The following is a 12,708-nucleotide window of genomic DNA, read 5'->3' on the forward strand; positions in this document are numbered from 1 at the left end:
CCGAAGGCGGTGCATAAATTGATGGACTGGCTACCACCATCGGCACGCTGCGATTAATGCAGCAAAACCAATTAAGACAACAAAAATAGTTACAGCATTAGCAAGTTTGTTACCAACCTTATCAGCGCCCTTTTCGCTCATTTTTCCATCTACCTTTAATTCAGATTTTGGTGTATGATTTTTCATATAGATATTTCTCCTTAACTTACCGGTTGAGTTGATTTAAAAAGCCCGTGATTGCCGTCATGGGCTTTTTGCTTTTCTAGACCACTATATCGGCCCAAGCTCACACTTAAATGTGGAACTATTTCCTAAAATTCAGGCATAAAAAAACCACCAATGATGGCGGCTTCACTTTCCCTTTCACCTAGGACGGCTTTCAGGCACGATTTGAGCTAAAATTCTTCCTAGATTGTTCTCTTATATGTGTAACTCTAAATTCCCATTTCCTCTAATACGGGCAATTATAAACTTCATGAAGCAAAATCAATAGCTTGAGTATTAGAATATTTTACCTCTTAAAACAAAAAACCACCTCGAAAGGTGGTTTAGAATTTCTTAACAGTTTGCATAGTTTTTCTATGAAAACTAAGTGTTTGCATAACTATTCAGTGTGGTAAAAATTACCCCAAAACTGCTTCAGCAGTCAAGAATTTAAATTAAGACTTAATTAAACTACATTCCAGTAGCGCCTTATACCCCAGCCCGCCCTTATGCCAGTCATGTCGTTGTGCCAAATCAAAGATAGGCATATAGACTTCTCGACCTACAATTTGCTTTGCATCTTCGGCAGCAAACTTAAAATGGTCATGTATGCCATGTCCCATCGTTGGACTCATCTTTCTAATTGATCCGCCAAACTCAGACCACCAATGATTCAGCCACAGCGCGTGTCTTGCTAATGACTCGATATGTTTAGATTCAAAATTCTGCTTTTTATCTGCGTTGCTATATAAAGCAATCAGGTGATGCACATATTCCACTGCTACAGGAATTGCATCAAATGGGATGTCTTCAAGATGCTGCACATTGAATCTTTGATGAACCAATTTATAGGCTTCACTAAAGTTTAGATGTTTAGTCTTCGCCACAAGCATGTTTACAGCGTTGGTTAACGGCTCACGTTCTGATTTGTGTGTTTTCGATAAAATTTCCTTGCGATGGAAATAGCAATCTTCCAGTTGTTCGAAAACATCCCAGGCCTGATCAGTATCGAGCATTTTGGCATGGCGAGCTGCGCCACGTTCTGTCCAAAGGACTAAATGTCTTGCATTTAGACTAACTATCTTTGAGCTAGTTAGTGCTTTCTTAAAACTTTTAAGCTCGTCGCCAACTACTTTAAAGAAATGCTTACCTTCGATAAAACGCTCTAAATTTCTCGAATAGTTCTGCTGAATACGTATGGTTTCAGTGCCATAAAAATCAGCAAGCATTTCAGTAGTTACAACAGGAATAGATTTGAAATTAATAATAGAAATTTCTGTATCGTTGATATTCGCAACAATGTTCATAACAAGCCACCTAGTGGTACATGACAGCGCCCTACTGCTCTGTCTTTAATCTTGTTATAATTATGTGCTCATTTTGGGCACAAAAGCAATAATCACTTATCTAAAATTTTCTCTAATTGCTTAACAGCATCTGCGACTTCAATTTCTCTACTTTTGGCATTTTCTAATAATTCGCTAGTTATTCCAGCAGGAATAGGACGATCTCCATCCAACCAATGGTTAATACGTCTACGATCAACACCTAAAAATTCTGCAAGTTGAATTTTATAGCCTGATCCATACAAAGCCTTGCCTATACTTTCAAGCTGTTCAGGCGTCATACGGTGAGCGTCAGTTGATTCAGACATACAGAGAAAATTCCAAAATATAAATAGGCTTATAGAAATTCTATAAGTTTGGCTATAAATTATAGGCAATTATAGCCAAACTTATGCTTTTACGCATATTTTTATAGTTATTTATACGTAAATGGAAATAAGTTAATATTGGAATTAAATAGTTTCTATTCAATTCCAGATAATTGCTGATGAATTCTTTTTATAACAATTCCATGTTTATCCTCGAATGGAATTAGGCTTGATGTAATTTGAGCGATTGTGTTTGGTTTTATTCTATTCAAATGGTGATTCTCTTTTGCTACTTTTAAAGTTGTTTCAACCTTTGCAAGTGCATCAGTAGTATTACTTTGAAAGTCATAGTCATCTACAGATAAATCTAATAAATTACAAACTACAACAAGTGCATTTGAATAATATTTCTTCTCCATATATTCGTTGTATTGCGACTCATATAATTGCCTTTTTATTTTTTTCAAATCTCTATCTATAGGTCTTAATTTATTATTAAGATCTCTTGCAAATAGGTTCTCTAAATCATTTTTTAAATTTTCTATCGCTGCATCTTGCTTTACTTTATTTTCTGACAAATGATCTAAAAATTTATTATTTAAAGTATTTGTAATATTGTTGAGCTCATTACTAATCATCTCTTTATGTAATGATGATTCTTTCTCTGCATTTCTATTATTAGTAAACCAGTTAAACCCAGCTAAAAATACAACAAGAGCTGCGACTGTGCCAAGTGACCAATACACAGTAGATAAAAACTTATCTTGATAGCTTTTCATCACATCTACTTGAGATTTCAATACTTCAATTTGAATGGTTGCAGCCTCCAAATTTTTCTTTAGCAAGGCATTATCAACTTCTGCCCCATAAACTGTTGCACAACAACATAAAAGTAAAGTTATTATAATTTTATACATTAAAGTGAGCCTACTCTAAGCCAATGTTATTGCAGACATTAATACACTAATTTACTAATAATTTCCACGTCTACCACCACCGCACAACTTCCAACAACCGAGCCAAAGCATAAATAAATGCAATCCAGACCATTGAGTAGAACATCATTCGTAACGATTTATATTTAGCAAACAATTCCATGACTTTATCCATTTTCAAATTTAGATTAAAATTCACTAATGTTCTCACTTATTCCGTTTAAATCTGTGGGAAACAAAAAAGCCAAGAATTGCAGTTCTTGGCTTTTTGCTATTTGTACAATGCAAAACGCCATGAGCTAATTAAAGGTCATGACATGTTCAGGTTTGTTGTGTAATAACGGCTAGTTTTTCAAAGCTCTTAAGGTATAAACCATCACACCCTCAACCATCTCTATCGAAACAACTTCAAAAGATATCCCCAAAGGTAGCAAGACCCCTTCACCAGCATTCAGCTTTTGAAGATCAATCCCCAGGCCATTAGCATTCTCAATCTGAATCATAATGTTTGACTGACCTGCTAAAAGTATTGGTGCATCCAATGTCACCACCTTGCCTACTTCGAGTGAAGCGGCATAAGCCAGCGTGGTTGTGCCAGTAACAACATTTGTGGTGTTCTTAGCCACTGTCTGAATCGCTGCCATATCCTGAACCAACCATTGCTTAAGTACTTGGTCAGCCTTGGATGAGGTTTTGCTATTCAAATAGCCTGTAATGGCCTGGTCATTGCCTTGTACGTAATCCAAGAAAGTACGAATAGCACTTGGTCGAATGCTTGGATCAAGTGGAATCACAGTATTGGCCACCGTATCGAATAGGTCCCGAGTCTTATCATCCATAGGAGCAAATAAACTCGTAAGCTTTTTCGATGCAGTCCATTCAGCCTTGATAACCTCCTTCTGCTCGAGGAGGTATTCCTTATCAAGCAATGACACATTGATCTTTTTATCAACCAATGCTTCCAGATCACCAAACTGCAATGGATGAGATGACCAGTCCAATGCCTCAGCAACTTCCGGCAACTTATCATCCGGTGTAATACCGTAATTGAGTGCCTGAGCCTCTGTGAGTGCGATAACAGTACACCGACAGTTATGTGCTATAATTCCATCTGCGGATAATAAACCACTATCACTTTGGAAATCATAAACATGACCGCTGAAAAAGTCCTCGATAACATCGATTACTGGATCGACTGCTACATGACTGGCATGAGCATTAACCAAATATCCAAACAGACCGCAATCGTCAGACATTCCGTGACTAGACAATTTCTCAAAAAGGGCGTTGTCTTGAGAACACAAAGCCAAGCCGAAGCGGTCAAGTGGAAGGTTATCAAACAGACCCCTGGCGGAATTCAGCGTCAATGCTCTGCTGCTTGGGATGCCTGCAGGGACTCCAATAGAAAGTTGGAGCTGGCTGTCCTTGATCTCTACCAATCTCAGAATATCGGCCAGCGTAAAGTCGCTGCAACTCTCAACACCTCCGAGGGAAATGTCTCCAGAATCCTGAGAAAGAATAACATTAGGAATGACAAACCTACTTTCAGGCGTGCTGCTGGTTTCAAAGCTCTCGAAACAGGTCCCATCATTTCTGATCACGAACACTCGCTGTTTGATGCCTTGACTGCCATTGGAATCAATCTTGATCGACAAACCATCATTCAGGATATCAATGTGGATTTCACTATCCGCGGTGAAAAGATTGCCATCGAACTTGAAAGAAGATGCTTCGCCGACAGCAAGAGCATGACCAATGAACGTCTTGAAAAGATTTTCAGCAGTGGGTACAAACTCATTGTTGTATATCTCCCTCGTCAAACCGTTAGCATCAAGACTTTCGACTGGTCTATCGTAAGCAATCAAATTGTCGCCTTGCTTAATGAGCTCAGCAATAATCCAGCCACGACTCGTAAGTATTGGGTGATTAGCCGTGACCCTCAGCTCGCGGCCAGACTTGGTGATAAGCTTTACGATCTTCCCGCTGTAAAATCTCTTTAGAGCACCATGTGAGGCACCATCAATTTTTGTATCAGGTAAGAAGCAACGGAATCCCAACGGCGGGTAATGAGTCAGCCAAAATGGATGATCAATCGGCAGCACAATTCGATTCAATGCCAAATGTGCTGGGCGTACACGACTATCATCGATCGCCGAATACATTAGGTAAGGACGTTTGGCTTTATTTCGATTCTGCTGCTGCCATCGCCCATGACCATAGGCACTTTGAATATTGGTACGAAATACTGTATCTAGATAATGCTTAGGTAGAATGATCTCTGATTCAGCAATCAGCTTTTGAAAGTCATTGAACGTTCCGCCATTGGCCAATGTTTTATTCAGTGACTTAATGACCGTCTCAACTTGCTCAAGACTCGAAAGAAAGCTCACCGTAGTCGCCATCTGCCTAGTCTTTAAGTCCAATGAGTAAAACTCATCAGGTAGCACAATCTTTTTGTCATGCGCGTACTGAAGCGCTTCAAGGAATGTGACTGGTTGCATCTATTTCCCCTTAGCAGCAGTCGCATACCCCAATACATCTGCAGCATACAAAGCCTGATCTAAATTGACCTTAAACTGAGATTCAGATACCGATGGAATTAACTGCATTAAATTGAATGCCAGGCCTTCAGGACTATTAGACTCAGCAATGAGCTGCTTAATCTGCTCATTACTTAAAAGCTGCAGATCCTTTTGGCCATCAGTTAATTCCTCGACTTCTTGCTGTTCAGCTGAAAGTTTATTGGCCTGGGCTTTAAAGCTAAATGCACGTTTAGGTATAGCTGAGAATAATTGCTGAGGCGCATCTATAGTGGGTTTTAGATCGCCTTCCTGTAGACCATATTCACGAATGAAGTACTGATCTGACAGATTTGCACCGGCATTTTTTAAATGTGTATCGCGCGTAGCCTGCTCGACGTTCAGTACTTTTTCTTTCTCACCTAACTTAATTTTGTGCGGTTCCCAATTATTCAAAACACACAAAGCATTTACTACAGCCTGAACCGTTGGAGTAACTAAACGAATATCAGATTTAAGCTTATCCAATCGCACATTTTCATGGACCTTACCCAGGCCATAACTCCCCTTACCATCAGTACCACTGGTAAGAGTTTGACCGAGTACAACTTTTTGAATCTGCTGTATCAATGTTTTATTAAACATCTCAAACGCAGATCCTGCGGTACCATTTGCACCCTGAGCAGATAGCACCTCAACGCTGTCTTTGGCATCGATCGATAGAATACTTTGAGCATGAGCATCTAACAGTGCACGACTCATTGCTTCGGTTGTGATCTTACTGCCTACCTTGCCCACCAAGATCGGTGTACCAAAGCGCTCTAAAAACTTGGCCCAAAACTTAAAGCCGTTTTGTTTAAAGAATGACAACCAATATAGGGTTGCCAACATGGCTTTACCGTATGGCTGCTCATATGTGGCTTTACGACGTGTAAGGAAAAACTTGAACACCTGATCAACGACGAGTTCTTGAGAATTTCCTTCCTTTCGCAAAATCAAACGTCCGTCGTTTTTTGGCTCAAACCATTGCATTGGCTTTTCACCAATCCACTGCAAACCAAAATAACCATCTGGTTTCAACTCATAGACTGCTTCTTGAACCGAGTACCCAAAGAACAAAGCATTCAGAGATGCAGCAGCAATTTCACAGTACCATTCGTCAAGTATGAGCTTTAACGTTTTAGAAGCTGCAGAATCACTAGGTTCCAACTGATATGGTGTTGAAAGCAATGCATCAATGCGTGTTTCAACGGCCTGGGCAATTTCATCGTCATCTAACAGTACACGTAGCTTGTGTCGAGAAATGCCAGCTTTACGAAGTACTTCATCGTTATCAGGCTGACGGCCGAAATTGGTTAGAAAATTAAAAACAGCTTCTTGAGAGTACAGACTCCCCTTGGACAAAGCCTTTTTAGATTCTTTGTCCTTTTTAGACTTTGCCATGTCAGCACCTAATTAAAAGATTCGATTACCAGCAACATAAGGTTGCTTAGTCTCTTGTTCTTGCACATCACTAAAGCAGATCATCACGCTATCCGCTCTGTTTGGTGAAGCCGCACCTGCAGGTTGTTTATTGACTAATATCTTCCCTGCACCATTTTTGGTGTAGGTCGGCTGAGATAATTCCACGGTCAACGCTTTCAGCTCTGACTCATTCAAATCATCAGAGCTAAGTGAAATGATTGCATCAGGATCGTATTCCATGCCATTCAATGCCCTGTATGTATTTTGGAAACGCATACGAAGCGACCACCACATTTGAGCTTTGAGGTTGGCAAAGAAATCAATATTCTTGCGAGCCTCTACCATTTCTTCATCAGGCTCATGAACTGAACCTGAACCTCTAAATGGATCAGTTTGAATCTCTGCAATACCTTGATCCTCATTGCGCTCATTAATGACACGTGCATCGCCACGGACACCTGCGCCCAGGCCATCTGCATCATAGAGAAATGCTCGAATATTCAGATCCAAACAGATATCAATTGCCTTCTGAGTCGTCCCAAAGATGTCATCACCCTTACCAGACCATGTGTCTAGATAATTCAAAACAACACCATGACGTCCTGCAAATGAGTTTTTATCCTTACCCTCATCTGCAACGTCTAAGCCACCAATTCGATCACCTGAAGGACGTATATCGAGTTTCTTATGAGCATCAATAGCAGATTGAACCCAAGCTGATGGGATCAAGACGCCTTCGACCGATGCCGCATAGTTAATATCTACTTCCTGAGCCAGTACCACATCATCTAAGGTGGCAACTTGCTTCTCGTACCATGGGTAGATCAACTTACCTCTCAACTCAACCTGCCAATTCTTATCTGGATTCAAGCGCCATGGCATGGTAAATACAGCATATCGACCACTGAAACGATCCTGATAAAAGCGATCACCAATACCATTCGGAGTAGATCCTTTGATATGTACGTTGGTGTTCTGCGAGATTGCAGCATCCACCGCTTCCTGACGTTCTACGAATGCCCATTCATCTAGAAAGTACATTGTGGTACGTCCACCACGACCAATGTTGTCACCGGCTTCACCTGTAACAGTTGAGCCATTATCAGGATTAATGATTCGAAGGTAGTTATCGTGGACTTTCGCCACAAAACCTTCAGGCTTCATCCAATCAGGGAGTTTTGAGAACATATCTCGGAATTTGTGCAATAGCGTCTTTGGATCGCCTTTCTTATCCACTAGATCCTCTTTACGACTTCCAACTCCACCGGCAAAGCCATCTACATACAGCCACCTGTGTAAATAGAATCCGAGTAGTACGTAACTCATTCCCTCATCACGCGACTTTTCAATCAGTCCATGGGTTTGGGTACTTTCACGCTCTAATAGCCAATGAACCAAATCGACCTGACCAGGCCGCAACACAAATGGGATGTTGGCAGGTAAACCAAATGGCATACCTCGCGGATCGTATGTCCAGACCCAATGATTAAACCAATGAATCGGATCTTGACTGCATTTGTATATTTCGGCCTGGCGACTTAATTCATTCTGTTCAATTAAAGCTCGGTAGTAATAGCGTCTGGTCATTTCAGCTATTACTTCGGGTAAACGAGTGTTTATGGTCCACTCTTTAATGAGCGGTGCTATTTCCTCAATTGAATAACTCATAATTTGCCATTAATTGCTAAACGCGAAAGCTCCTGAGCGCTCATTCCTGCCAGTTGCTCAGGTGTATAAGCCGGTAATGCATGTTTATGCTCAGTTTCAATCGGATTGCCACCTTTGCCAGTAATCTCTTGCTTAGTGATACGACCATCAGTTTCTTGGAATGCTTGCTTTAGAAGGTTTTGTTTCGCCCGTTTATTTCGACCTGAGTCTTCATACATCTTTTGAAGTTCCATGAGTCGAAAAGCCTTATTCGCAATCGCGATGTCTTCGATATTTTTCCTAAAATCTTCGCGAGTTCGCTTGAATAGATCCTTGAGTTTTTTACTTAGATTACGTCCAGCCACTTTAGTTGGGTCATAAAGAGCAACCTGTTGACGGGTAATTTCAATCTTATAATCCTGCTTTACAGCTTCTACTACTTGTTGAGGGGTTTCAAAGCATGCAAGAGACTGAACAATAAACATTTTTACAGGCTCTTTTAGTGCTGCCATAAACACCTCTTTGTATAGCTACGTATAGCAAGATAGGCAAAAAAAGAGCCTTTCGGCTCAGTTAATCACACAGTTCCCACAACACGCTGCAATGTTTGTCTCCGATACAAATGGAGCATTTTTAGCAATTTCCAATAATCGTTGTACTGAGCTATCGATTCCGTGCTGACGTATTTCACCAAAGAACACTTCAACATCATGGCCAGCTAAGTAGTGCTTAGGTAAGCCAGTCATATCGCTATAAATGATCTCACCATCTTCATCTCGCTCTACACCAATGTGATATAGCTCATGTTCAATCAAACGGCAGAATTCACGATCAGAGGTTTGCTCACAAAATGCAGCATCAATCGTAATTAAGTACTGAGGCACAAATCCAAACCAGTCACGCATTTGTTGCTCTTGACGGGCTTTCTTCCACCCGCCTTGGTTAAACATCACTTTTTCACATTGACCGAGTACCATACGCTTTTTAGCCATAGCCGCAGATGAAGCCCATGCAAATGCCAAGAACTCCTCATTGTCGTGAATCAGCTCTGCAATATGATCATGGTCTGGGTTATGAAGTTGTCCACCAATAGTCAAATAATTATCTTTCACCCAGGCCTTTAGATCTGGAGCTGGTGCAAGACGTATAGCGTCTTCTTCCTCGGCCTGATCTATAAGTTCAGTCGGTGGGAATGGTCTGATCTGTTCCATGTAATGCCTTTAATTGTCTGAGCCAGGCCGTTGCACGCCCCATATTGATATCTGCTAACTCAAATCTGTGAAATCGATAACCCATTTCTTCAGCATGGTCATATCGATCCACACTCCAAGCCTTTGTAGCAAGTTTGCCTTTTCGACCTCCAGACCATGGACCAGTTGCTATTTCAATTAGCATGCGATGTTCAATGAGGTGTAAGTCAAAACGCCAATGTTTGGTACTTTTGAAATGAAAGTACTCCTCATACTTCATTTCCATGCGGTCTAATATTTCTTTTAGTCGGTCGAATGCTTCCAAGTACCTTTCCGAAGCTTTAGGTAATGGCTTGGTGCGGAGTTTGAGCTTGTATGGCTTTTTATTGGTTAGAGCCTTGTATTTTTCAACGTCCATAATTTTGAGCTATAAAAAAACCTCCAGAAGGAGGCTGTATTAATTTTTTAGCTTAAGTTTTTCAATACTTAATCTACTAATTCTGCTTCCTGCGCTTCAACAATCCCATCATTTAATTCATTTTTTATATGATCAGGCATATCTGGGAAAAATTCGTTAAAATCATTATCTGTGATAAATCGATTAAACGCTAAAACACGCCACTTATTGTCATTGATATCTCGCACAAAAATATGATCAATTAGCATAGCTTCAACCACAACAGTTCCTGAAGTATTTAGACTTTCTCCTTCATCTACCTCCACCTCAAGAAATGCCTGAACTGGCACCACACAAATTTCACCAGACTTACTTAAAAGATTAGCTTTAGATGGTAACAACTCATGGATGTAAGGATTTGAAGAATCTTTGACATTGTGCTTAGCAATTTCTTTAATTCTTTTACTATATTCCCTTCTACTTATCCATTCATTGTTACTCCAGGAAGGTTTTGCAAAAGACAAATGCTTATCTACCCAAAATTGCTTATCTGAATGATTTTTACTAAATATGTATGTGTAATCATAATGCTGAATATAGTCATGTATATCATCTATACCACCAATGTTCTCAGCATCTGACTTTTTCTGAATTATTTCTTTAAATAATGGGTAACTGTTTTCACAATCTAAAGTTGTAGCATTGGCAAAAGCAGCTAAACAACTAACAAGACCAACTAATATTTTTTTCATAAATTTATAACTTATAATTTGCAGGTAAGAAATCAATGTACATCAATTTTTAAGCTTAAAATTTGTTCTGAGTTATTAATTAATATCGATATTGTCAACAATACTCGAAATAATATCTTTACTTGTATTAACAACAGACTTTCCTGCTTCTACCAAGACTTCGATCACATCCACCGGGTTTGCGTGACCTATAGTATCAACAATAGAGTTTGATTGATTATTTTCTTGCTGAGGGTTTTGTTCAAGCTCGTTGTTTTCCAAAATATTACACCCTTCTTTTAAAATTAAAGCCCACCATTTGGCGAGCTTTTAAATTAACTTCATGTATCAACGTACACTTCGGTCACTATAGCTGAAATATGCCATAACCCTTGTACAAGGTCAAACATTCATCATTGTCTTTGAACAATATGTTCGTTAGTATTTTTAGTAACCTCATCTCGCTGCTCAATGATGTCTGATTACAAGCTAACCTTAAGTGAATATTTATCCACTGTTCAAGAAGTTATACGGGTCACCTTTGATGAACCTGTTTGGGTCAAAGCAGAGATAAGAAATTTAAATATTAAAAGCGGACATTATTATCTTGAGCTGGCTGAAAAAGAGGAAGGTTCAGACAAAGTAATCGCAAGTTGTAAAGCGACTATTTGGAAGTCTTCTGCTCAAAAGATGGTTCTAAAGTTCGAACGTGAAAGTGGTATTGAGTTATCTCGAGATCTTAATGTTCTGATAAAAGTTAAAGCCAAGTTTGACCCTCAATATGGTTTCTCAGTTAATGTAGAAGATATTGATTCAAGCTTTACGTTAGGTGACATAGCACGGCGTTATCAGCAGACATTAGAAAAATTACAAACCGAAGGTCTTGCAGATAAAAATAAACAGCTACCTGCGCCGTTTGATATTCAAAATGTCCTGGTCATTGCACCTGAAAATGCTGCAGGTTTAGGCGATTTCAAAAAGGATGCTGACGCATTAGACAAAGCCGGTGTCTGCCATTTCGTTTATCACAGTGCCACTTTCCAAGGCAATACAGCTCCAACAAGTATCCGAGATTCTTTAATAACTGCCCTTAAGCAATGGGTCAAAGATTATGAAGTTGCCCCTGATCTCATCGTTCTTATACGCGGTGGTGGATCTGTAAATGATTTAGCATATTTAAATGATTTTGATTTGGCAGCTTTGCTTTGTAAGCGTTCCGTCCCTATCTGGGTCGGTATTGGCCATGAAAAAGACCGAACGATTTTAGATGAAATTGCACATCGATCTTTTGATACACCCAGTAAGGTCATTGGAGGTATACGTAATTTGATTGTAGAGCGTGTCCAAGATGTTTCTGATTCTCTGCAAACTATTAAGTTGTTATCTCAGCATCAGATCACGGCGTATCAAAGCCAGAATGATCAATACATAAAGTCAATCAAGACTCTGGCTAATAATCAAATTAGTTTAACTAATCGAAATTTAGACTTAATTAAAGAAACCACTCAATATTTAGCTCAGCAACAGGTTAAGCTGGCTTCTCAGCAAGTTGAATCTCTCATGCGCGAAACATTACTTCAGAATCCCAAAAATGTTATGGCCAAAGGTTTTGGTATCGTCCGTAGCCAAGGCAAAGCAATACGTTCTATTCAACAAATATCAGGTGATAGCATTCAAGTAGAATTACAGGATGGTATTATCAATGCCAATGTGACTCAGGTATCTAGCAATGATTAAGAAAGAATTAACGTTTAAAGAAGGCTATGAAATTCTCAAAAAGAACGCCGAGCTCCTTGAGTCTCAAGATGAACCAGATATTGATAATTTGATGACAATTGTTGAAGAATCGATGTCAGCATATAAAGCCTGTAAATCACGTGTAGACGCCATTCAACAAGCTTTGAATGAGACTTTTAGTCAATAAAATTAAAGATTTAATATAAATCGACTGACAAATAATTAATTAT

At 39.5% G+C, this 12,708-nt stretch carries 13 protein-coding genes and 2 pseudogenes; 2 read left to right on the forward strand and 13 right to left on the reverse strand.

Annotated elements, in window-relative coordinates; genetic code table 11:
• Window positions 1-30 precede the first annotated feature (30 nt).
• The 13 genes and pseudogenes from FTU75_RS08420 to FTU75_RS08480 all read right to left on the reverse strand — a co-directional run bounded on the left by FTU75_RS08420 (window position 31) and on the right by FTU75_RS08480 (window position 11,023).
• Window positions 31-186, reverse strand: a complete 156-nt coding sequence (locus FTU75_RS08420) for a hypothetical protein (RefSeq protein WP_180115700.1) — start codon at window positions 184-186, stop codon at window positions 31-33.
• A gap of 473 nt (window positions 187-659) precedes the next feature.
• Complete coding sequence (locus FTU75_RS08425) at window positions 660-1,511, reverse strand: ORF6N domain-containing protein (protein ID WP_180115701.1); 852 nt, start codon at window positions 1,509-1,511, stop codon at window positions 660-662.
• 92 nt (window positions 1,512-1,603) lie between these two features.
• Window positions 1,604-1,858, reverse strand: a complete 255-nt coding sequence (locus tag FTU75_RS08430) for a hypothetical protein (protein WP_180115702.1) — start codon at window positions 1,856-1,858, stop codon at window positions 1,604-1,606.
• A gap of 155 nt (window positions 1,859-2,013) precedes the next feature.
• On the reverse strand, window positions 2,014-2,775 hold the full coding sequence (locus FTU75_RS08435; RefSeq protein ID WP_180115703.1) for a hypothetical protein: 762 nt from the start codon (window positions 2,773-2,775) through the stop codon (window positions 2,014-2,016).
• 362 nt (window positions 2,776-3,137) lie between these two features.
• Window positions 3,138-3,896 (reverse strand): annotated as a pseudogene (locus tag FTU75_RS08440) (phage head morphogenesis protein); the annotation flags it as partial.
• A 939-nt stretch (window positions 3,897-4,835) separates the two neighbouring features.
• Window positions 4,836-5,294: pseudogene (locus FTU75_RS08445) on the reverse strand (phage minor head protein); the annotation flags it as partial.
• Window positions 5,295-6,755: a DUF935 family protein gene (locus FTU75_RS08450; protein WP_180115704.1), complete on the reverse strand. Its 1,461-nt coding sequence runs from the start codon at window positions 6,753-6,755 to the stop codon at window positions 5,295-5,297. It lies immediately after the preceding pseudogene.
• A 12-nt stretch (window positions 6,756-6,767) separates the two neighbouring features.
• Window positions 6,768-8,444: a terminase gene (locus FTU75_RS08455; protein ID WP_180115705.1), complete on the reverse strand. Its 1,677-nt coding sequence runs from the start codon at window positions 8,442-8,444 to the stop codon at window positions 6,768-6,770.
• On the reverse strand, window positions 8,441-8,935 hold the full coding sequence (locus tag FTU75_RS08460) for a DUF2280 domain-containing protein (protein ID WP_078190830.1): 495 nt from the start codon (window positions 8,933-8,935) through the stop codon (window positions 8,441-8,443). Before FTU75_RS08460 ends, FTU75_RS08455 begins: the two co-directional genes overlap by 4 nt.
• A gap of 57 nt (window positions 8,936-8,992) precedes the next feature.
• A complete protein-coding gene (locus FTU75_RS08465; protein ID WP_180115706.1) occupies window positions 8,993-9,634 on the reverse strand; it encodes a putative metallopeptidase in 642 nt (213 codons plus the stop codon).
• Window positions 9,603-10,031: a hypothetical protein gene (locus tag FTU75_RS08470; protein WP_180115707.1), complete on the reverse strand. Its 429-nt coding sequence runs from the start codon at window positions 10,029-10,031 to the stop codon at window positions 9,603-9,605. The genes FTU75_RS08465 and FTU75_RS08470 overlap by 32 nt, the downstream gene beginning before the upstream one ends.
• 68 nt (window positions 10,032-10,099) lie before the next feature.
• Window positions 10,100-10,762 (reverse strand): hypothetical protein, encoded by a 663-nt coding sequence (locus FTU75_RS08475; RefSeq protein ID WP_180115708.1) that lies wholly within the window; start codon window positions 10,760-10,762, stop codon window positions 10,100-10,102.
• 75 nt (window positions 10,763-10,837) lie between these two features.
• Window positions 10,838-11,023 (reverse strand): hypothetical protein, encoded by a 186-nt coding sequence (locus FTU75_RS08480; protein WP_180115709.1) that lies wholly within the window; start codon window positions 11,021-11,023, stop codon window positions 10,838-10,840.
• A 192-nt stretch (window positions 11,024-11,215) separates the two neighbouring features.
• Between FTU75_RS08480 and xseA the strand changes: the two genes are divergently transcribed.
• Together xseA and xseB are read left to right on the forward strand one after the other, a co-directional pair.
• Window positions 11,216-12,478, forward strand: coding sequence for an exodeoxyribonuclease VII large subunit (xseA, locus tag FTU75_RS08485; protein ID WP_180115818.1), 1,263 nt, complete (start codon window positions 11,216-11,218; stop codon window positions 12,476-12,478).
• Window positions 12,471-12,665, forward strand: a complete 195-nt coding sequence (xseB, locus tag FTU75_RS08490; RefSeq protein WP_180115710.1) for an exodeoxyribonuclease VII small subunit — start codon at window positions 12,471-12,473, stop codon at window positions 12,663-12,665. Before xseA ends, xseB begins: the two co-directional genes overlap by 8 nt.
• The last annotated feature ends 43 nt before the right edge of the window (window positions 12,666-12,708 follow it).

Origin of the sequence: Acinetobacter sp. YH12140, from assembly GCF_013418475.1 — a bacterium.
Lineage (GTDB): Bacteria > Pseudomonadota > Gammaproteobacteria > Pseudomonadales > Moraxellaceae > Acinetobacter > Acinetobacter amyesii.

Coding starts and splice junctions, on each gene's coding strand:
- FTU75_RS08420 (WP_180115700.1), bottom strand. CDS start 186: ATGAAAAATCATACACCAAAATCTGAATTAAAGGTAGATGGAAAAATG.
- FTU75_RS08425 (WP_180115701.1), bottom strand. CDS start 1,511: ATGAACATTGTTGCGAATATCAACGATACAGAAATTTCTATTATTAAT.
- FTU75_RS08430 (WP_180115702.1), bottom strand. CDS start 1,858: ATGTCTGAATCAACTGACGCTCACCGTATGACGCCTGAACAGCTTGAA.
- FTU75_RS08435 (WP_180115703.1), bottom strand. CDS start 2,775: ATGTATAAAATTATAATAACTTTACTTTTATGTTGTTGTGCAACAGTT.
- FTU75_RS08450 (WP_180115704.1), bottom strand. CDS start 6,755: ATGGCAAAGTCTAAAAAGGACAAAGAATCTAAAAAGGCTTTGTCCAAG.
- FTU75_RS08455 (WP_180115705.1), bottom strand. CDS start 8,444: ATGAGTTATTCAATTGAGGAAATAGCACCGCTCATTAAAGAGTGGACC.
- FTU75_RS08460 (WP_078190830.1), bottom strand. CDS start 8,935: ATGGCAGCACTAAAAGAGCCTGTAAAAATGTTTATTGTTCAGTCTCTT.
- FTU75_RS08465 (WP_180115706.1), bottom strand. CDS start 9,634: ATGGAACAGATCAGACCATTCCCACCGACTGAACTTATAGATCAGGCC.
- FTU75_RS08470 (WP_180115707.1), bottom strand. CDS start 10,031: ATGGACGTTGAAAAATACAAGGCTCTAACCAATAAAAAGCCATACAAG.
- FTU75_RS08475 (WP_180115708.1), bottom strand. CDS start 10,762: ATGAAAAAAATATTAGTTGGTCTTGTTAGTTGTTTAGCTGCTTTTGCC.
- xseA (WP_180115818.1), top strand. CDS start 11,216: ATGTCTGATTACAAGCTAACCTTAAGTGAATATTTATCCACTGTTCAA.
- xseB (WP_180115710.1), top strand. CDS start 12,471: ATGATTAAGAAAGAATTAACGTTTAAAGAAGGCTATGAAATTCTCAAA.